This is a genomic window from Microbispora sp. ZYX-F-249 (assembly GCF_039649665.1).
Lineage (GTDB): Bacteria > Actinomycetota > Actinomycetes > Streptosporangiales > Streptosporangiaceae > Microbispora > Microbispora maris.
Map to the genome: position 1 here is coordinate 71,709 of NZ_JBDJAW010000006.1, position 20,561 is coordinate 92,269.

Annotated in this window: 13 protein-coding genes; 8 read left to right on the forward strand and 5 right to left on the reverse strand. The window is 73.3% G+C overall.

Annotation, left to right across the window (positions count from 1 at the left end; translation table 11 throughout):
• Nucleotides 1–30: 30 nt before the first annotated feature.
• Nucleotides 31–1,494 carry a type VII secretion integral membrane protein EccD gene (gene eccD, locus AAH991_RS09950; RefSeq protein ID WP_346225474.1) on the reverse strand — a complete coding sequence of 488 codons (1,464 nt, stop codon included), beginning with the start codon at nucleotides 1,492–1,494 and terminating at the stop codon, nucleotides 31–33.
• A gap of 73 nt (nucleotides 1,495–1,567) precedes the next feature.
• On the opposite strand from eccD, the gene eccCa reads away from it, so the two are divergent.
• The 3 genes from eccCa (at nucleotide 1,568) to AAH991_RS09965 (ending at nucleotide 7,070) form a co-directional block, all read left to right on the forward strand.
• Nucleotides 1,568–5,551, forward strand: a complete 3,984-nt coding sequence (gene eccCa / locus AAH991_RS09955; protein ID WP_346225475.1) for a type VII secretion protein EccCa — start codon at nucleotides 1,568–1,570, stop codon at nucleotides 5,549–5,551.
• A 21-nt stretch (nucleotides 5,552–5,572) separates the two neighbouring features.
• Entirely contained in the window at nucleotides 5,573–5,878 is a 306-nt protein-coding gene (locus tag AAH991_RS09960) for a hypothetical protein (protein ID WP_346225476.1), read from the forward strand.
• A gap of 67 nt (nucleotides 5,879–5,945) precedes the next feature.
• On the forward strand, nucleotides 5,946–7,070 hold the full coding sequence (locus AAH991_RS09965; RefSeq protein ID WP_346225477.1) for a transglycosylase SLT domain-containing protein: 1,125 nt from the start codon (nucleotides 5,946–5,948) through the stop codon (nucleotides 7,068–7,070).
• Between the two features lie 317 nt (nucleotides 7,071–7,387).
• Here the strand turns inward: AAH991_RS09965 and AAH991_RS09970 are convergent, their stop codons facing one another.
• Together AAH991_RS09970 and AAH991_RS09975 are read right to left on the reverse strand one after the other, a co-directional pair.
• A complete protein-coding gene (locus AAH991_RS09970; RefSeq protein ID WP_346225478.1) occupies nucleotides 7,388–9,652 on the reverse strand; it encodes a serine/threonine protein kinase in 2,265 nt (754 codons plus the stop codon).
• 118 nt (nucleotides 9,653–9,770) lie between these two features.
• On the reverse strand, nucleotides 9,771–10,925 hold the full coding sequence (locus AAH991_RS09975) for a S8 family serine peptidase (protein ID WP_346225479.1): 1,155 nt from the start codon (nucleotides 10,923–10,925) through the stop codon (nucleotides 9,771–9,773).
• Nucleotides 10,926–11,122: 197 nt separating this feature from the next.
• Between AAH991_RS09975 and AAH991_RS09980 the strand changes: the two genes are divergently transcribed.
• The 3 genes from AAH991_RS09980 (at nucleotide 11,123) to AAH991_RS09990 (ending at nucleotide 16,229) form a co-directional block, all read left to right on the forward strand.
• On the forward strand, nucleotides 11,123–12,889 hold the full coding sequence (locus AAH991_RS09980) for an acetyl/propionyl/methylcrotonyl-CoA carboxylase subunit alpha (protein ID WP_346225480.1): 1,767 nt from the start codon (nucleotides 11,123–11,125) through the stop codon (nucleotides 12,887–12,889).
• A 177-nt stretch (nucleotides 12,890–13,066) separates the two neighbouring features.
• Nucleotides 13,067–14,452, forward strand: coding sequence for a hypothetical protein (locus tag AAH991_RS09985; protein WP_346225646.1), 1,386 nt, complete (start codon nucleotides 13,067–13,069; stop codon nucleotides 14,450–14,452).
• Nucleotides 14,453–15,008: 556 nt separating this feature from the next.
• The gene (locus AAH991_RS09990; protein WP_346225481.1) at nucleotides 15,009–16,229 is read left to right on the forward strand and encodes a pentapeptide repeat-containing protein; all 1,221 of its coding nucleotides are present in this window, start codon (nucleotides 15,009–15,011) and stop codon (nucleotides 16,227–16,229) included.
• 72 nt (nucleotides 16,230–16,301) lie between these two features.
• Here the strand turns inward: AAH991_RS09990 and AAH991_RS09995 are convergent, their stop codons facing one another.
• Nucleotides 16,302–17,330 (reverse strand): ROK family transcriptional regulator, encoded by a 1,029-nt coding sequence (locus AAH991_RS09995; RefSeq protein WP_346225482.1) that lies wholly within the window; start codon nucleotides 17,328–17,330, stop codon nucleotides 16,302–16,304.
• A gap of 46 nt (nucleotides 17,331–17,376) precedes the next feature.
• Here AAH991_RS09995 and AAH991_RS10000 point away from each other — a divergent pair, with 46 nt between their 5' ends.
• Nucleotides 17,377–18,546, forward strand: coding sequence for an MFS transporter (locus AAH991_RS10000; protein WP_346225483.1), 1,170 nt, complete (start codon nucleotides 17,377–17,379; stop codon nucleotides 18,544–18,546).
• A 6-nt stretch (nucleotides 18,547–18,552) separates the two neighbouring features.
• On the opposite strand, the gene AAH991_RS10005 is transcribed toward AAH991_RS10000, so the two are convergent.
• The gene (locus AAH991_RS10005; RefSeq protein WP_346225484.1) at nucleotides 18,553–19,947 is read right to left on the reverse strand and encodes an NAD(P)H-quinone dehydrogenase; all 1,395 of its coding nucleotides are present in this window, start codon (nucleotides 19,945–19,947) and stop codon (nucleotides 18,553–18,555) included.
• A 139-nt stretch (nucleotides 19,948–20,086) separates the two neighbouring features.
• Between AAH991_RS10005 and AAH991_RS10010 the strand changes: the two genes are divergently transcribed.
• On the forward strand, nucleotides 20,087–20,539 hold the full coding sequence (locus AAH991_RS10010) for a gamma-glutamylcyclotransferase family protein (RefSeq protein ID WP_169985433.1): 453 nt from the start codon (nucleotides 20,087–20,089) through the stop codon (nucleotides 20,537–20,539).
• The last annotated feature ends 22 nt before the right edge of the window (nucleotides 20,540–20,561 follow it).

A 20,561-nucleotide genomic window follows, 5' to 3' on the forward strand; every position in this document is an offset into this window, starting at 1 on the left:
CCGCGGGACGCCCGTGCCGCGCCCCGAGGGTCAGCCCGAAAGGCCCCGCACCCAGGCGTACAGGTCGAGCACGCCCAGCGTGAGCGGGATCAGCGCGACGACCAGCAGTGCGTCGAGGATGTCGGCCGCCCGTCCCCAGAACGGCGACGGCCTGCCCGTGGGCAGCCAGAGACCGAGGCCGAGCACGAGCAGGGCCGTCCACAGCACCCCGATCGTCACGGCCACCTCGGCGACCGCGTCGGCGCCCGTGCCCAGCGCGAACGCCAGCGCGACGGCCCCGGCCACGGCCGCGAGGACCATCCACAGCCGCTGGGCGACCCCCGCGAAGACGCGCGCCCGCATCGCGAGCGCCAGCGCCAGCGTCGCCGCCGTCGCGCGGGCGACCCAGCCGCCCTGCTGGACGAGCAGCAGCTCGGCCGCGCCGCCGGCGAGCGCGATCGCGATCACCATGCCGGTGGCGTACCGGTGGGCCTGCGCGGTCCGCTGGAGCACCAGCGGGCCGTCGATCCGCTGGTTGTCGCTGCGCAGTTCCTCGGCGCTGGTGGGCAGCGGCGGCAGCGGCACCCGGGCCATCCGGAACGACAGCGTGGGGATCAGCGGGCTCAGCGCCAGCAGGACCGTCGCGACCACGGCCGCCGCCCCTGCGCCCGGTCCCCCGAACACCATCACGCACGCGGCGCCCGCGGCCCCGGCGACGGACGCGACCGCGACGCCGAGGAAACCCGCCACGCCGTCGGCGATCAGCACGCCGCCCACGGTCGCCACCAGCGCGGTGTACGCCAGCGCGGCCAGCAGGTTCGGCGCGCCGAGCACCAGTACGGCCCCTGAGGCGCCGGGTGTGAACAGCCCGGCGAGGAAGCCGTGCGGCAGGGCCGCGTAGCCGATGAGGGCGCCGGCGGTGGGCTGGCCGACGGCCCTGGACACCACGGTCCCGGCGGCGAGCAGCAGCACCGCGACGGCGCCGGCCACTCCGGCGGTCAGCCTCGGCGGGGCCGCCGCCAGCGCGAGGACGACGGCGCCGAGCGCGAGCAGCCCTGCCGCCACGCCCATGCCGAGCAGCCGCGTGTGCCGCGGCTCCCACCTGCCGCCGCCCTCCTTGGTGCCGGTGGCGACGACGTCGGCCACGTCGTCGTACACGGCCGGGGGCAGCACGGCGTCGCGCGGGCGCAGGTACAGGATCTCCCCGTCCAGGACGCCCAGCGCGCCCAGGCTCTGGCCGAGGTCGAGCGGCGGGCCGCCGAGACGCTGCAGCACCCAGCCGGGGGCCGCGGCCGCGTCGCCGCCCACCTCGCCGACCGCCCGCAGCAGCCCGGGGAGGACGTGGGGCAGCGGGATGTCGGCCGGCAGCGCGAGGTCCGCCTTCCTGCGTGGAGCGACCACGGTGACGTGGCACAGGGGCGGCAGCGGCGCGGCCGCCTGCGGCAGTGCGCCCTGCTGGACATGACCCTGCTGGATCTGGCCGTGCTGAACCTGAATGGGGGCCGGCGATGACACGGCGGGAATCCTCTCCCGAAGATCTCTCTGACAGCCCGAAAATATCGGCAAACCTGGTAGAAAAGTCAGTCAGATGAGCATTGTCGTCGTCTCGCGCCCCGAGCGCCGCCCGGGCCCCAAACCGCCCCGCGGTGAGATTCTCCTGGAATCCCCACCGGAGATTCCCGAGGTCCAGCCGCAGGGCCTGATGTCCGTGCTCACGTACGTGCCGATGCTGGCCGGCGGCGCCGCGATGGCGCTGATGTTCACGGCGGGCGGCACCGGCAACCCGCTGATGTACGTGGCCAGCGGCCTGTTCGCCGTCTCGATGGTCGGCATGAGCATGGGCCAGCTCGGGCGCAACGCCGGAGAGCGCAGGAACCGCCTCAACGGGCTGCGCCGCGACTACTTCCGCTACCTGTCGCAGATCCGCAGGAAGGTCCGCAGGGCGGCCGTGCAGCAGCGGGAGGCGCTGGAGTGGAGCGGGCCGCCGCCCGAGTCGCTGTGGTGGATCGCGATGGGGCCGCGCCTGTGGGAGCGCAGGCCGCGCGACGACGACTTCGCGACCGTACGGCTCGGCACCGGCGTGCAGAAGCTGGCCATCCAGCTCGTCCCGCCGGACACCAAGCCGGTGGAGGACCTCGACGCGCTGTCGGCGGGCGCGCTGCGCCGGTTCGTCCGGGCGCACGCCACGGTGTCGGGGCTGCCCGTGGCGGTCGCCCTGCACTCGTTCGCCCGCATCCACCTCACCGGCGACTCCGCGGCGATGCACGACCTGGTGCGGGCGATGATCGCGCAGCTCGTCGTCTTCCACTCTCCCGACGACATGCGGATCATGATCTGCGCGAGCAAGGAGTGGATGCCCCACTGGGAGTGGGCCAAGTGGCTGCCGCACGCCCTGCACCCCGACCAGACCGACGCGGCGGGCCAGGTCAGGCTCATGGCGGAGAACCTCGCCCACCTCGACACGCTGGTCGGGGAGGAGCTCAGGGAACGGGCCCGGTTCCGTCCCGGCGCCTCCGCCGACGCCCTGCCGTACCACGTGGTGATCGTGGACGGCGGGCACGTGCCGCACGACAGCCAGCTCGGCTCGGACGCCATCCAGGGCGTGACGGTGATCGACCTGTCCGGTTCGACCGGGCCGGTGCCCGAGGCGATCACGCTCCGGCTGGACGTGCAGCCCGACGGCTTCCACATGGTCAAGATCGACCACGCGGGGCGGCGGTCGGGCAACCGGCTCGGCGACCCCGACCGCCTCGGCTATCCCCAGGCGGAGGGGCTGGCCCGGCAGCTCGCGCCGCTGCGCGCCTCCGCCGGGGCCCAGGGCGAGGCGCAGGACGTGCTCGGCGTCAACACCTCGCTCACCGACCTGCTCGGCGTGGGCGACCCCGTCCACCTCGACCCCGCGGTCATCTGGCAGCCCCGCGCCGGGCGCAACCGGCTGCGGGTGCCGATCGGCCTGGGCGCGGACGGACGGGTCGTCGAGCTCGACATCAAGGAGTCCGCGCAGGGCGGCATGGGGCCGCACGGCCTGGTCATCGGCGCGACCGGCTCCGGCAAGAGCGAGCTGCTGCGCACCCTGGTGCTCGGCCTGGCCATCACGCACTCCTCCGAGATCCTCAACTTCGTGCTGGTGGACTTCAAGGGCGGCGCCACGTTCCTCGGCCTCGACTCCCTGTCCCACGTGTCGGCGGTCATCACGAACCTGGAGGACGAGCTGCCGCTCGTCGACCGCATGCACGACGCGCTGCACGGCGAGATGGTGCGCCGCCAGGAGCTGCTGCGCGCCGCCGGCAACTACGCCTCGCTGCGCGACTACGAGCGGGCCAGGGAGCAGGGCGCGGACCTCAAGCCGATGCCGACCCTGTTCGTCGTGATCGACGAGTTCAGCGAGTTGCTCACCGCCAAGCCGGAGTTCATCGACCTGTTCGTGATGATCGGACGGCTCGGCCGCTCCCTCGGCGTGCACCTCCTGCTGGCCTCCCAGCGCCTGGAGGAGGGCCGGCTGCGCGGCCTCGACACCCACCTGTCGTACCGGATCGGCCTGCGCACGTTCTCGGCGATGGAGAGCCGGGTCGTCCTCGGCGTCGCCGACGCCTACGAGCTGCCGCCCGCGCCGGGCAACGGCTACCTGAAGTACGACACCACGGGGATGACCCGGTTCAAGGCCGCCTACGTGTCCGGCCCCCACCACGCCGACCCCGGGCGGGCGGCCCCCGGCGAGGCCGGGCGGCCGATGCGCGACGTGGTGGAGTACGGCCCGGCCTTCGCTCCCGTGGTGGAGGTGACCGAGCCGTCCAAGGAGCTGGCGCCCACGGAGGAGCCCGGCGGCCCGCGGCACAGCCTGCTCGACGTCGTGGTCGGCCGGCTCACCGGCCACGGTCCGCCCGCGCACCGGATCTGGCTGCCCCCGCTGGCCGAGCCGCCGACGCTGGCCCACCTGCTGCCGCCGCTGTCCGTCACCCCCGAGTACGGCCTGACCACCGCGGGCTGGGGCGGCCGGGGGATGCTCCACGCGGTCGTCGGCATCGTCGACCGGCCGTTCGAGCAGCGCCGCGACCCCTACTGGCTCGACCTGTCGGGAGGCGCGGGCCACGTCGGCGTCGCGGGCGGCACGCAGAGCGGCAAGAGCACGGTGCTGCGGACCCTGGTCACGAGCATGGCCCTGATGCACACGCCGCGCGAGGTGCAGTTCTACTGCCTCGACTTCGGCGGCGGCTCCCTTGCCTCGCTGGAGGCGCTGCCGCACGTGGGCGGCGTCGCGAGCCGTCTCGACGCCGACCGCGTCCGCCGCACGGTCGCCGAGATCTCCACGATTCTGGAGCGGCGTGAGGCGGACTTCGCCGAGCACGGCATCGAGTCGGTCGCGGCCTACCGGCGGATGCGCGCCGAGTCCGGCCGCGACGGCGACGGCTGGGGCGACGTGTTCCTGGTCGTGGACGGCTGGCTCACGCTGAGGCAGGAGTTCGAGTCGCTCGAACCGGTCATCACCGACATCGCCGCCCGTGGCCTCGGGTACGGCATCCACGTGGTCGCGGCCACCAACAAGTGGTCGGAGTTCCGGGCGAGCATCCGCGACCTGTTCGGCACCAGGGTCGAGCTCAAGCTCGGCGACGCCTACGAGTCCGAGGTCAACAGGAAGGCGTCGCTGGCGGTCCCCGAGGGCGTGCCGGGACGCGGCCTCACCAAGGAGGGGCTGCACTTCCTGTCCGCGCTGCCGCGGATCGACGGCGTGCAGAGCTCCGAGGACCTCGCCGCGGGCGTCCGCGGGCTGGTGCACGCCGTCAGGGACGCCTGGCAGGGCCCGCCCGCGCCGGCGATCCGGCTGCTGCCTCCGGTGCTGCCCGCGGCCTCGCTGCCGAGCCCCGAGGAGACGGGACCGAAGATCCCGATCGGCATCGACGAGGCGACGCTCTCGCCCGTGCTGCTCGACTTCGACGCCGACCCGCACTTCGTCGTCCTGGGCGACACCGAGAGCGGCAAGTCGAACCTGCTGCGGCTCGTCGCGGAGGGACTGGTGGCCAGGCGGCAGCCGCACGAGGCGATGATGATCGTCGTCGACTATCGCAGGTCGCTGCTCGACTCGGCCGCGACCGCCCACCGCATCGGCTACGCGGCGTCGAGCACCGCCGCCCAGGAGCTGGTCAACGACGTGCGCGGGGCCCTGCTCAAGCGGCTGCCGCCGGCCGACCTCACCCCCGAGCAGCTGCGGACGAGGAGCTGGTGGCAGGGTTCGGACGTCTACATCGTCGTGGACGACTACGACCTGGTCGCCACCTCGTCCAATCCGCTGCTGCCCCTGGTGGACCTGTTGCCGCAGGCGCGGGACATCGGGCTCCACCTGGTGTTGTCGCGTCAGATGGGCGGCGCCGGCCGGGCCATGTACGACCCGGTCATCCAGAAGCTGAAGGACATGGCCAGCCCCGCCGTCATCCTGTCGGGCAACAAGGACGAGGGCTACCTGTTCGGCAACGTCCGGGCGCATCCCCTGCCGCCCGGCCGGGGCTACCACGTCGACAGGAGGTTCGGCGCGCGGCTCGCCCAGACCGCGTTCCTGCCTCCGGCGGACAGCGAGTGACGGGCTGGAAAGGAGCGGTACGTGGCCGGTTTCGACATCCACTTCCAGGCGCTCGAGAGCTGCCGTACGGCGGTGAGCAAGGCCTGGGGCCAGTACGAGAGCCTGCACGGCGGTCTTCCCGAGACGCCCGGCACCCGGGCGGCCGCCTTCGGGCACGTGGACGGCGCCGCGGCGCTGGCGGAGGCGGTCGACACCGCCTACGCCGCGCTGACCGCGGAGGCGTCCGACGCGAGGACCAAGCTGAAGGGCGTGGAGCGGGCACTGGAGGCGGTCCAGGACAACGTCCGGACCGCCCACAAGGCCACATCCGGGTCGATGCGGGCATGAGCGAGCGAATCAGTAAGCACAGCGCGCCTCGCTCAGGCGACCCCGAGCCGCCAGGCGAGGGGGAGACATGAGTGGGGTCGGGGATCTGCCGGGCGGCGCCGAGCTGGCCGCCATGGCGGAGAAGGTGAGCGGCGATCCCGGCGGGATCCGCGACATCGCCAAGAAGTGGCGCGGCGCGGCCGTCGACGCGCAGGACTACGCGGGCGGCGTGGGCCGGGCCGTACGCACGGTGGACGCCGCCTGGCAGGGCCTGTCCGCCGACGCCTTCGTGGGCTACATGAACAGGTACGGCAAGGCGGCGGACGGCCTCCACGACGCTCTGGTCACGTGCGCGGGCGCGCTGGAGAAGGTCGCCACCGCGCTGGAGAGCGCCAAGTCGAAGATCGACGGCATCTGCGCCGGCGTGGTCGCGGACGCGGCGGCCTACCGCACCCGCAACAAGGACGTCACGGACGAGGAGCTGGACAAGGGACTGCGGGCCATCGTCTCCCGAGGCGTCGAGGACGCCCGGCCGCATCTGGAGCAGGTGACCACGGCCGTCGGCGACGCCGCGAAGACGCTGGGCACCCGGCTGGGCGCCGACTACCGCGACGGCGCGCTCACCTTCGCCAAGATCCCGGATCCAGGCAAACAGGACTTCGTACCTCGCCAGGGGCACAAGGTCGACTGGCGCCGCGACCCGGGCTACACGGGCCATACAGGGGCCCCCGGCGACAAGGCGCACCCGACGTACGCGTCGTACGGCCAGACGAGCCTGAGCGGCGGCGCGGGCGGCACGGGTGGCGGCTACGGCCCCAGCGGCCCGCCTCCGCCCGGCGGCGGGCCCGCGCCCACGGGCCAGGTCAAGGAGTGGATCGACCAGGCCGTCGCGATTCTCAGGGCCCAGGGCTACCCGGCCGAGAAGATGAACCGGGACGACATCTGGATGATCATCAGGCACGAGTCGGGCGGGAACCCGCACGCGATCAACAACTGGGACTCGAACGCCGCCGCGGGAACCCCGTCGAAGGGGCTGATGCAGACCATCGACCCGACGTTCAACCGCTGGTCGCTGCCGGGACACAAGGACATCTGGAACCCCGTGGACAACATCGTCGCGGGCGTCCGGTACGCCATCGAGCGCTACGGCTCGGTCTCGGCCGTGCCCGGCGTGGTGGGCATGAAGACCGGCACCGGCTACCGGGGATACTGAGCCACCCGCGCGGGCTCGCGCCGGGCGGCGGCCGGCGCGCGGCCGGGCAGGGCACTCGGAAAGCCGAGCACGGCACGCAGAACGGCGGGCGATGGGCCCCCGAGGCCCAGTCGTGGCCGGCCGTGGCAGATCGGGGGCCGCCCGAGGGCTTATCCAGGGCGGTCCTAGCAGGTCACGCCCCGGTCCTGGCAAACGAAAGGCCGGGCACGGCAGCGAGAGCTCGGGCGCGGCACGCGGAAGGCCGGGCGGTTGCCCGCCCGGCCTTCCTGATCAGCGGCTGTCCGGACCCGGACCTTCCGGTCCGCCTCCCGGCTTCGTCAGCCGCAGTTGCCCCAGTCGGCGCTCGCGCCGGCCCCGCCGACGCGGCCGAGGTACCGGACGCACTTGCCCTTGGCCTGCAGCTTCACCGGGCCGGCGTAGTACTCGTAGCTACCGCTGTCGGTCTTGGTCACGCCGCCCTGGACCTCCAGGGTCGCGGAGACGGGCGTCGCCTTGCCGACGTCGGCCGTCTTGATCGTGACGACGCAGTTCTCTCCCGTGCTCGCGTTGTAGAGCTGGTAGATGGCGCCACCCGTCAGCGTGCTGCTGCGCTGCACGGAGAAGCCCGCCCCGCAGACCTGCTCGGGGGTGTAGGGGTTCCTGACCGGAGCGGCGGTGCGGGTCGGCTTAGGCGCCTCGGTCGTCGGCTTCACCGTAAGCGTCGGTCTCGCCGTGACCGTCGGCTTCGCCGTGACCGTCGGCTTCGGCGGGGTCGTCGTCCTCGTGACCGTCGGCCGCACAGTCGGCTGCACGGTCGGCCGCACGGTCGGCCGGGAGGTCGCGGTCGGACGCGGCGCCGTGGCGGTCGGGCGCGGTGTCGCCGGTTGCGTCGCCGTCCGCGTCGGCGCGGCCGTCGTGCTCGGCGAAGGCGCGACCGGGCTCGGAGACGGCTCGGCGGTGGTCGGCGACGGCGTCGCGTTCCGGCTGTGCCGGCCGGGCCATCTCGGCTCGTCCGGGCTCGGCACCGGCTCCTGCGTCTCGGTGGCCGCCGGGCTCGGCGACTGCGTGGGCGGGGGCTCCGGAGTCGGCTCGGTCGCCACCGGGCTGGGCGTCGCGATGACCGTGGCGGTGGTCGTGACCCGGACCGTCGGCTGCGTCTGGCCGGTCGGCTGCGGCGGTGGCGGGACCACCGGCTGGGTCGGCACCGGCACGATCGGGCCCGGGGTCGGGACCGAGGTGAGCTCCGGCGTCACCGGGCCGTCGGTCGGCCACTCGCTCGGCAACACCAGCGGCTGCACCGGGGAGTCCGGGTCGTCGGACGACAGCGCCCATGGCACCGTCACCTGCGGCGCCGCCGTCGGGTTCTGCCCGCCGCCTCCGGCCCCGCCGCCTCCGGCCCCGCCGCCCGTGGCCCCGCCACCGGCGTCCGTGAGGTCCGCGGCCACCTTGCCGCCGGAGCCGTTCTGCCCCGCGGCGCGCTCCGCGGCCGCCGGCGACAGCTGGACCTCGGCGTACCGGCCCGCGCCCCACAGGCCGACTCCGGAGAGCAGGACCACGGCGCCGACCGCCGCCGCGAGGCCGACGGGGAAGGGCCTGCGCCTGGCAGGCTCGACCTGGCCCTGGGCGGTCGGCGGCCCCCACGTCTGCTGCGGGGGCTGCTCCTGCGGCATGGCGGGCGGCTGCCAGGAGGCGGCCGGCGCCTGCTGGGGCTGCTGTGGCACGGGCGGGCCCCACGTCTGCTGCGGAGCCGGCGGAACGGGGACTCCCCCGACCGGCGGCTGCGCGAGCTGTGGAGGCTGCGGCGCCTGTGGAGGCAGCACCACTCCCGAGGCCGGGCCCGCCGCCGGTTGCGCCCCGGCGTCGCCGCCGAGCAGCCGCAGCATCGCGGCGTAGGCGGTGGGGCGCTGCCCCGGTTCCTTGGCCAGCGCGGGCAGCACGACCTGGCGCAGCCGCTCCTCCAGGCCGCCGAGGTCGGGCGGCGCGTTCAGCACCGCCTGCGGATCCTGCGGGAACGGCGGCCGCCCGGTCGCGGCGAAGACCACCGTGGCGGCCCAGGCGAACATGTCCGCGTACGCGTCGAACCGCCCGCCCCTGATCTGCTCGGGCGCGCGGTAGGCCGGCTCACCCACCGGCGGCCCGACGGCGACGTCGGTGAGCTTGACCCCGTCGTCGGAGACGATGACGTTGTGCGGGGTGAGCGCGCCGTGTGCGAGGTCGGCGAGGTGCACCGCGGTCAGCGCGGTGAGCAGGCCCACCGCGACCCGTTCGAGCGCCTCGCCGGAGAGCGGGCCCCCGGCCGCGACGGCGGCGGCCAGACTGCGCCCCTCGACGTGTTCCCTGGCGACGTAGGGCCGATCGCCGAGCAGGCCCGCCGCGATCGTGCGGGCCACATATGAGCTGGACACACGTGTGGCCACAGTGAGCCGGTCGAGGACGGCCTGCCCCGAACCCGGCTCGGCGGCCAACAGCTTGATCACCCGCACAGGGGCGTCGTCGCCGGACTCCTTGCCGACATAGACGTCGCCGCGGGGCCCCTCGTCCAGCCGTCCCAGGATGGCGTACTCGCCTATCTGCTCGGGATCACCCGGCCGTAAAGGGTGCATCTCAGTCCTTTCTGAAAAAGCGACCTGATCAGGATCATTCAACCAAGAGCACCCGACGCAAAGCAGCAGTTTTCGCCAGCCCAAAACATTGAAGCGTCAATTACCCAATGCCGGCGTGTCAACTCTCGCGGCCGGGACGCCACCCCCTGCGCCGGCCCATCGGCACGAACACCCGCACGGCCACGATCAGGCCCGCGGCGCACAGCGCCGCCACCGCGATGGTGAGCGCCAGGTCGATCGCCCCCTGGTCGACCGGAGCCGCCTTGCTCACGGCGCCCGGCGGCAGCGGAGCCGGCGCCGGCGGCGCGATGACCGGGGCGTCGACGGCCTCGAGCGGCAGGATCGCGGTGACGGCGAGCAGCGGGTTCACCATCCCGGCGCCCGTGCCCGCCCCCACGCCGCCGTCCGCCGTGGCGGTGATGCGCCACCGCACCCGCTCCTGGTTCAGCTTCGGATGGCGGGCACGCACCAGCGCCGCCACCCCCGCGACGTACGGCGCGGCGAAGCTGGTGCCTTCGAGCCCGCCCATGTACGAGCGTCCGGGCCAGGTGGAGGTGATGTCCTGCCCCGGCCCCAGCACCGCCACGGGGGTGGCCGTGTTGGAGAAGTCGGCGCGCCTGCCGTCCGGGGTGGCCGACCCGACGGCGAGCACCCCCGGATACGCCGCGGGGTAGGCGGGCTCCGGCGTGCCGTCCTCCGCGGTCATGTTGCCGGCCGCCGCCACGATCACCACGTCCTTGCCGAGCGCGTACGCCACCGCCTGCCGCAGTTTGGGGTTGTCCTGGGTCTGGATCGAGATGTTGATCACGTCGGCGCCGTAGTCGGCGGCGTCCACGATCGCCTTGGACAGCGTGTCCGGGTCGCCGTTCTCCTCGTTCGTCTGCTTGAGGGAGATCAGCCGTACGCCGGGCGCGACGCCGTGGAAGGGGACGCCCTTCAGATACTGGGCGGCGATGATTCCGGCGCCCGCCGTGCCGTGCCCGACGCAGTCGCGGTGCCCCGTCCCGGTGTAGTCCACCGACTTGGCCACGTGGATCTGCGGATGCGTCAGGTCCACTCCGCTGTCGATGATCGCGACGGTGACCCCCTCACCCGTGGTGAGCGGCCACACGCGCTTCGGGTCGAGCCTGCGCTGCCCCCACGGCTCGGCCACCTGCATGCTGCCCTTGCGCGGCGCGCACCGCACGGGCGCGGCGTGCGCCTGTGCGGGAGGCGCGGGCGGTGCCACGAGAAGCAGCGCCAGCACGGTCGCCAGAAGGCCGGGTCCCCGCATGAGTGATCAGCCTAACCTGTCGGACTTGACCGACGATGCCGGTTCGAAACAGGCATACCGGCGATGAGAACCGGAGGCGGCGAAAACAGTTCCGACAACAGTCCCACTCAGCAAGGGGGCGGACGCCGTCGGGCCGTGGCAGATGCTTAAAATCCAGCAAGGCTCGTAACCAGGGGCCCGAGGGAAGGATGGACACGGTGCACAAGGTCCTGATCGCCAATCGTGGTGAGATCGCCGTACGGATCGCCCGGGCGTGCAGGGACGCCGGTCTGACCAGCGTCGCGGTCTACGCCGACCAGGACCTGGACGCCCTGCACGTGCGGGTCGCCGACGAGGCCCACGCGCTCGGCGGGCAGAGCCCGGCCGAGACCTACCTGTCCATCGACAAGATCCTCGCGGTGGCCAAGCAGACCGGTGCCGACGCGGTCCACCCCGGCTACGGTTTCCTCGCCGAGAACGCCGGCTTCGCCCAGGCCGTCATCGACGCCGGGCTGATCTGGATCGGCCCGCCGCCCGCGGCCATCACCGCCCTGGGAGACAAGGTCCAGGCCCGCCACATCGCCCAGCGCGTCGGCGCTCCCCTGGTCGCCGGCACCCCCGACCCGGTCTCCGGGGTGGAGGAGGTCGTCGCCTTCGCGCAGCAGCACGGCCTGCCGATCGCGATCAAGGCGGCGTTCGGCGGCGGCGGCCGCGGGCTGAAGGTGGCCCGCACCCTGGAGGAGATCCCCGACCTGTACGAATCCGCGGTGCGCGAGGCCGTCACCGCCTTCGGCCGCGGCGAGTGCTTCGTCGAGCGTTACCTGGACCGGCCCCGGCACGTGGAGACCCAGTGCCTGGCCGACGCCCACGGCAACGTGGTCGTCGTGTCCACCCGCGACTGCTCGCTGCAGCGCCGCCACCAGAAACTGGTGGAGGAGGCCCCGGCGCCGTTCCTGAGCGATGAGCAGCTCGGACTCCTCTACTCCTCCTCCAAGGCGATCCTGCGCGAGGCGGGCTACGTCGGCGCCGGCACGTGCGAGTTCCTGGTCGGCCAGGACGGCACCATCTCCTTCCTGGAGGTCAACACCCGGCTGCAGGTCGAGCACCCGGTCAGCGAGGAGGTCGCCGGCATCGACCTGGTCCGCGAGATGTTCCGCATCGCCGACGGCGAACCGCTGGGCTACGACGACCCGGTGCTGCGGGGACACTCGATCGAGTTCCGGATCAACGCCGAGGACGCGGGCCGGGGCTTCCTGCCCGCGCCGGGGACGATCACCTCGATGCGGGTGCCGTCCGGGCCCGGGGTGCGGCTGGACGGCGGATACGAGACCGGAATGAGCGTGCCGCAGGCGTTCGACTCGCTGGTGGCCAAGCTGATCGTCACCGGCGCGACCCGCAAGCAGGCGCTGGAGCGTGCGCGCCGGGCGCTGGCCGAGTACGAGATCGGCGGCATGCCGACCGTGCTGCCCTTCCACCGGGCCGTGGTGGACGACCCCGCCTTCACCGGCGAGCCGTTCACCGTGCACACCCGGTGGATCGAGACCGAGTTCGCCAACACGATCGCGCCGTACGAGGGCGAGGTGGGCGCCGCGGAGCCCGCCGAGCGGGAACGCATCACGGTCGAGGTCGGCGGCAAGCGCCTGGAGGTCGTCCTGCCCGCCGGGCTGGGGTCGTCGAATCCGGGCTCGACGGGGGGCTCCGGCGCGTCCAGGAAGGCCGCGCCGCGACGGTCCGGCGCGAGCGGCGCCAAGAAGGCCGCGGCGAGCGGTGACTCCCTGGTGAGCCCGATGCAGGGCACGATCGTCAAGGTCGTCGTCGCCGACGGCGACACCGTCGAGTCCGGCGACACCATCGTCGTCCTGGAGGCGATGAAGATGGAGCAGCCGCTCACCGCCCACAAGGGCGGCACGGTCACCGGCCTGGCCGCCGCCGTCGGCCAGACGGTCACCGCCGGGGCCGTCCTGTGCGAGATCAAGGACGCCTGAGCAGGGCGTACGCCCGGCGGCGGATCGGGACGGACACTTCGGCGACCGGAGCGAGGGCCACATGCCGGACGGAAGGACGCATGCCTCGTCGCCGATGCGGAACGATAGGTGTTTGTGGAGGAACCATCACGCCCTGCCGTTCGTCCAGTAGGGCGAAGGAGGCTTGAAGCCGTGACCATGAAGACACCGCTCGGCCGGGTGGGGGCCGCCCTGGCGGCGCTGCTCGCCGGGCTCATCACACTGCTCGCACTCGCCCCGGCCGCGATGGCGGCGGCTCCCCCGGACCCGGCCACGGTCCTGTCGTCCTGGAAGAGCGGCAACCCGCTGTACGCCATGAGCGGCACCCCGTTGTCGTCCAGCCAGCAGGACGAGATCCGCCAAGCGCTGAAGGACTCGAAGTCCAAGATCTACGTGGTCGCGATGCCCGACGGCACCGTGAGCACGAGCCAGGTGAGCACCTACATCCCGCAGCTCCTGACCGAACTCGACAAGGCCGGCAAGTCGAGCGCGACCGTGGCGCTCCTCGACGGTACGAGCCTGTTCGCGGGGTCGACCGAACTGCCGAGGAACGCCCCGGGCGTGCTGGCCCGGCTGTCCACGAACTCCAACAGCGACGTGGTCACCGGCATGAAGGACTTCGTCAACCGGGTGAACCTGGTGCGCGAGGGCGACATCAAGGGCGCCCGCGCCAGGGGCACCACGGTCGGCGGCGGCGGCGGTTCGGGTGTGCTCGTCGGGATCCTGGGCATCGCCGTGGTGGGAGGTGCCGGTTTGTGGATCGTCGGACGTCGTAACAAGCGCAAGCGCGAAGAGCGTGAGGCCGCCGAGCTCGCCGCCGTCAAGCAGACGGTCGAGGAGGACGTCACGAAGTTCGGTGAGGAGATCACCGCGCTCGACATGGACGTCAAGATGCTGCCGCAGTCCGAGACGACGACGGACTGGCAGCGGGCGCTCGACTCCTACGAACGGGCCAAGAACGAGCTGGCCGCGGTCCGGCGGGCGGACGAGCTGCGCACGGTGACCTCCACCCTGGAGGACGGCCGCTACGCGCTGGCCTGTGTGAAGGCGCGGGTGAACAACCAGCCGCTGCCCGAGCGGCTGCCCCCGTGCTTCTTCAACCCCCAGCACGGCCCGTCGGTGCGCAACGTGCGCTGGGCGCCGCCCGGCGGCGCGGTGCGCGACGTCCCCGCCTGCGCGGCCGACGCCGAGGCGGTCGAGCGCGGCTTCGACCCGCAGATGCGCGAGGTCATGGTCAACGGCCAGCGCCGGCCCTACTGGGACGCCGGTCCCGCCTACCAGCCCTACGCCTACGGCTACTACGGCGGCTTCGGCGGCGACCTGCTCACCGGAATGATGGTCGGCACGATGCTCGGCGGCGCCTTCGGCGGCTGGGGCCACGGCGGCTACGGCGCCGGGTACGACTCCGGCTACGCCGCGGGTGTGGACGCCGGCGGCGGTGACTGGGGCGGCGACTTCGGCGGCGGCGGAGGAGACTTCGGCGGAGGCGGCGACTGGGGTGGCGGCGACTTCGGCGGAGGGGACTTCGGCGGAGGCGACTGGTAACGCCCGAGCGCTTCCGCGCGCGGAGGCGACTGGTAACGCCCGAGCGCTGCGGCGCGGCATCGACGAGGGGCGGGCCCGACGGCCCGCCCCTCCGTCATGTCCGGCGACCGGCCGGGGGTTCCCGGACCGCTACGCGAGAACCCGCCGCGGGGTTGGAGGTCGCCGGATCCCGTGCAAATGCCCGCTAGGGGTGCCCGGATCGCCACGGAGCAACCGCCGGGCGTCTCCGGATCGCCACGCACCACCCGGCCGGGTCCCCGGATCGCCGTGCACGAGCCTGCCGGGGGTTCCCGGATCGCCGCGTGAGAAGCAGCCGCCGGTTCCCGGATCACCACACGGAACACAGCCGAGGCTTCCCGGATCGCCACACCACCCGCCGGTTCCCGGATCGCCGCGTGAGAACCAGCCGCGGCTTCCCGGATCGCCACCCGGGCCGCTCCGTCTGTTCGCCCGGCGAGGACGCCGTCGGCCGATCGCCGGGGGCCGGTCAGCGGATTGCAAGTGGCGGTCAAAGATCGCGTGGGACACTCGGGGCGTTCCCCTCAGGAGGCCCCCCGTGCGTCGTCTCGTCCCTGCCCTCGTCGCCGCTCTGTCGCTCGCGTTCCTCTTCTCGCTCCCCGCGACCGCCGCTCACGCGGCGTCGGCTCCCTGCAAACCGGGCAGCGGCGCCAAACTGCGTGGCAAGGACCTCACCGGCGCCACGCTGCCGTACAGCATGCGGTGTGCCGACCTCACGGGAGCGAAGCTGGACGCCGTGGATCTCACGGGCAAGGACCTCACCGGGGCCGTCCTGCGCAAAGCCTCACTGAAGGAGGCCGACCTCGGCCAGGCGCATCTCGACTACGCCGACCTGCGCGGCGCCGACCTCAGCGAGGCCGATCTGGGTCAGACGCGGGCCAAGCAGGCGAACCTGCGCGGGGCGAACCTCGCCGACGTGGACGCCGTACAGGCCGAGTTCCCGCACGCCGACCTGACCGGCGCGGTCCTCACCCGGGCCGTGCTCACCCAGGCCGACCTCACCGACGCCACACTCGTGGACGCCGATCTCAAGGACGCCACGCTCGGGCAGATCAAGGGCCGTACGGCCGACTTCACCCGGGCCAAGCTCGGCGAGGCCAAGCTCGGCCAGGCCCACCTGGAGCACGCCGTGCTCAGGGACGCCGACCTGTCGGAGGCGGAGTTCACCCAGGCTGAGCTGGACGGCGCGGACTTCCACGGGGCGAACGTCGACAAGGCCTCCTTCATCCAGGCCGACGACGCGGACCTCACCGGCGCCCGGGGCACGCCCACCGGCCTTCCCGACGACGCCGTCGCGCCCGGCGCGACCGCCGAGGAGGACACGGCCGCGGACGAGACGACCGCCCCCGCGCAGGACGTGCCCGGGAAGGTCGTCCGCCCGAAGGGCCCGTCGCCCGCGCTCATTCTCGTCATCGTGTCCGGACTCGGCCTGAGCCTGACGCTGATCCTGTGGGGGGTGGCGCACCGGCGCAAGGAGCGGTTCGTGGCCGAGATGGCGGTGGCCAGGCACGCCGCCGAGGAGGACGTGACCCGCTTCGGCGAGGAGATCGACGCCCTCGACTTCGAGATGAAGATCAACCAGGTCAGCGGCCCGACCTATGAGTGGCGCGCGGCGCTCGACGCGTACGAGGCGGCCAAGCAGGCGCTGCACGTCGCCCAGACGCCGTACGACCTGCAGGGGGCGGCCGTGGCGGTGGCGCGGGGGCGGCAGGCGCTGCACGCCGTCAGATCACGGCTGCCCGGCGCCGGCAACCGCTGACCGTCCCCCGGCCGCGGGCAGGCCCGCCCCGGCGGCCCCCCGCGGGCCACCGGGCGGGCCGGCGTCCGCCGGTCAGCGGCGGCCCTGCCCGAAGACGGCGTCGCGGGCGATCGACAGAGCGGTGGAGACGGCGCCCCTCAGGACGGGATTGTCGGGGATGCCGCTCACGCGTACGTGCACGGGGACGGGCGAGACCTCCGTCAGGCGCTCGGCGACCAGGGCCGCCAGCGGGTCGCCGCCCGCCAGGCTGGTGGCGCCGCCGAGGACGACGAGGCCCGGATCGAGCACGGCGACGAGCGTGAACGCCGCCGTCGCGACCCTGTCCGCCAGAGCCGGGAGGTCCAGTCCGCAGACGGCCTGTGCGCCCAGCAGGTCGCACACCTTGATGTCCAGCCGGCCGAGGAAGCCGATCTCGCCGGCGCCGCCGGAGGCGCCCCGGCGGAGCGTGCCGTCCAGCACGACGGCCGCGCCGACGCCGTCGTCGAGCCACAGCAGCGCGAAATCGTCCCGCCCGGCGGCCGCCCCGGTGGCGTGCTCGGCGACGGCGGCCAGATTGACCTCGTTCTCCACGGTGACCGGTGCGTCGACCAGAGTACGCAGGGCCGGGAGGAGCCCGGGCCGCCAGGCGGGCTCGACGTTGCCCGCCGACAGGTCTCCGGTCTGCGGGTCGACCATGCCGGGCGCGCCGATCACGACCGCGTGCATGGCACGTGCGCCGGCCGCCTCGGTGAGCGCCTCCGCGACCAGTGCGGGAAGGTTGTCGCCGAGAGGCCGCGTCGCCGAGCCCACGGTCGCGCCGGTGATGTCGGCGACCGTCACGTTGACCACGTCACGCCGCACGTCCACACCACCCACGAAGGCCCGGTCGGCGACGATGCCGTAGAGCCTGGCGTTGGGGCCGCGACGGTCGCCGCCGCTCTCCCCGGTGACCCGGATCAGTCCGTTGACCTGGAGGCGTTCGATCAGGTCCGACACGGTCGGGCGGGACAGGCCGGTGAGCGCGCGCAGTTGCGGCGCGGTCAGCGGGCCACGTTCCAGCAGCAGATCGAGGGCGAGCCGGTCGTTGATGGCCCGCGCGAGCTGGGGCGTCGCGGTCTTCATGAGAAACCCACTTTTTATCAGGAACCCTGCCTGTTAATTTAGCCGTATGCGAGACAGACATCAACGGGCCACAGCCCTCGTCTTCGCCGTACACGGAGCGGTGGCGGGCACCCTCGCCACCCGGATGCCGTGGCTTCAGGAGCACCACGGCATCACCACCGCGGCCCTCGGGCTGATCCTGCTCTGCCCGCCGATCGGCTCCTTCCTCACGATGCCGCTGACCGCCCGGCTGGCCTACCGGTTCGGGGCCAGGGTGACGACCCGGACCCTCCTTGCCCTGTGGTGCGCGTCCCTGGCCCTGCCCGTGCTGGCGCCGGGGCCCCTGTGGCTGGTGCCCGGGTTCCTCCTGTCCGGCGCCGCCGCCGGGATGTGCGACCTGGCGATGAACGCCCAGGGGGTGCTCGTCGAGCGAAGGCTCGGCCGTCCGGTCATGTCCGGCCTGCACGGCATGTGGAGCGTCGGCAACCTCTGCGGCGCGGGCGTCGGAGCGATGGCCGCGCAGGCGGGCCTGGACGCCCGTGCGCATCTCCTCCTCGTGGCGGTGTCGCTGGTGGCCGCGGGCGCCGCGGCAAGCCGTGCGCTCCTCGACGACGGGCCCGCGCCGGACGAGAAGCCGCCGTCGCGGTTCACGCTGCCGCCGAGGGCCGTCCTGCTGATCGGACTGATCGGCTTCTTCGCCACCTTCGCCGAGCGGGCCAGCGGCCAGTGGGCGGCGATCTACCTCACGAACGTCGCCGGGGCCGGAGCGGGCGTCGCCGCGGCCGGCTACGCCGTGTTCACCGCGTGCATGGTCGCGATGCGGCTCGCCGGGGACTTCGTGGTGCGCAGGCTCGGGCCGGTCGCGACCGTGCGCGCCGGGGCCGTCACCGCCGTGCTCGGCGGCGTGATCGTGGTCGCCTTCCGCACTCCCGCGCCGGTGATCGCCGGGTTCGCGTTGTTCGGCGCGGGCGTCGCCGTCGTCGTGCCCCTGGTGTTCGCGGCGGCGGGCCGGGTCGCCCGGACCCCCGCCGAGGGCGTCGCGGGGGTCGCGACGATCACCTGGATGTCGGGGCTCGTGGCGCCTCCCGTCACCGGCTGGCTGGCCGGCACGTTCGCCTTCCCGTTCGCGTTCGCCCTGGTGACGTGCATGCTCGCGGCGATGATCTGGCCGGCGCGGGCACTGCGGCCGCGTCCGGCGGCCGCCCGCGTCCCCGTCGGCGCGGCGTGCGCGGACTGACGGGGGTCAGATGCCCCCGGCGGTCAGCGGGGACATGAGGCGGCGGGCCGCCTCGGTGATCGAGCCCGACAGCGACGGGTAGACGGCGAAGGTGTGGGCGATCTGGTCCACGGTCAGCCGGTGCTGGACGGCCAGCGACACGGCCAGGATCAGCTCCGAGGCCCGCGGGGCGACCACGACGCCGCCGAGCACGATGCCGGTGTTCGGACGGCAGAACAGCTTCACGAAACCGTCGTTGAAGCCCTGCATCTTCGCCCGGGCGTTGGTGGCGAGCGGCAGCTTGACGACGTTCGCCTCGATTTCGCCCGACTCGATCTGCCGCTGCGACACGCCCACGGCGGCGATCTCGGGGTCGGTGAAGATGTTGGCCGCGACCGTGGCCAGCCGGATCGGCTGCACGGCCTCGCCGAGCGCGTGCCAGACCGCGATCCTGCCCTGCATGGCGGCGACCGAGGCGAGCATCAGGACGCCGGTGCAGTCTCCCGCGGCGTACACGCCGGGCGCGGAGGTCCGCGACACCTTGTCGACCTCGATGAAGCCGTTGCGGTCGAGCCGCACGCCGTTGTCCTCCAGCCCGAGCCCGGAGGTGTTGGGGACCATGCCGACGGTCATGAGGCAGTGGCTGCCCTCGGCGGTGCGGCCGTCCTCCAGCGTCACGACGACGCCGTGCGCGGTGCGCTTCACGGAGGCGGCGCGCGAGCGGCCCATGACGTTCATGCCACGCCGCCGGTAGACCTCCTCCAGCACCTCGGCCGCGTCGGCGTCCTCGTTGGGCATCATCCGGTCCCGCGAGGAGACCAGCGTGACCTGCGACCCGAGCGACCGGTAGGCGCCGGCGAACTCGGCGCCGGTGACGCCGGAGCCGACCACGATCAGGTGCTCGGGCAGCTCCTCCAGGTCGTACAGCTGCCGCCAGCTGAGGATGCGCTCGCCGTCGGGCTCGGCCCCGGGCAGCACGCGCGGGTGGGCGCCGGTCGCCACGATGACCACGTCGGCCCGGATCGTCCGGTCCCCCGCCCGCACCACCTGGGGATCGACCAGACGGCCCCGGGCGCGGATGACCTCGACGCCCTCGGCGGCCAGCCGGGCGGCGATGTCGTTCGACTGCGCCAGCGCGAGTTCCTTGACGCGCTTGTTCACGTCGATCATGTCCACGGCCACTCCGCCGGCGTCGCCGTCGAGACCGCCGTCGAAGCGGACCCCGAGGGACGACGCGTCGAGAAGCGCCTGCTTACGGACGGACGAGGCGATCAGGGTCTTGGACGGCACGCAGTCGGTCAGCACGCACGCCCCGCCGGGACCCTCCTCCTCGACGACGGTGACCTGGGCGCCCAGTTGCGCGGCGACCAGGGCCGCCTCGTATCCGCCGGGGCCACCACCGATGATCACGATCCTTGTCACATGCTCCATTGTCACGCATCCTGGCTTCGTATTCCCGGCGAGGGCCGCGTAACGGGCCGACTACGCGGATTTCTCTCGCCACACCCCGTGCGCGCGCTACCCGTCCAACTTCCGGGATCTTGGATTAGGCTTGTGTGCCGTGCCTGTTTACGCGGCCTACGGCAGCAACATGGACCCCAAGCAGATGGCGGAGTGGGCTCCCCACTCGCCCATGCGAGGAACGGGCTGGCTCCCGGGCTGGCGGCTCACCTTCGGCGGCGAGGACGTCAGCTGGGAGGGCGCTCTCGCCACGATAGTCGAGGACGCCGACGAGCAGGTATTCGTCGTCCTGTACGACGTCCCGGAGTGGGACGAGGCGTCCCTCGACCGCTGGATGGGCACCGACCTCGGCCTCTACCGCAAGGTCCGGCTCCGCGTCGCGACGCTGGAGGGTGACGTGCTCGCCTGGTCGTACGTGCTGGACTCCTACGAGGGCGGGCTGCCGTCGGCGCGGTACATCGGCATCCTGGCCGAGTCCGCGGAGAAGGCGGGCGCGCCCGACGACTACGTCACGTGGCTGCGCACCCGGCCCTGCAAGAAGCTCGGCGACTGACACGGCCCGGCACTTATCGGCC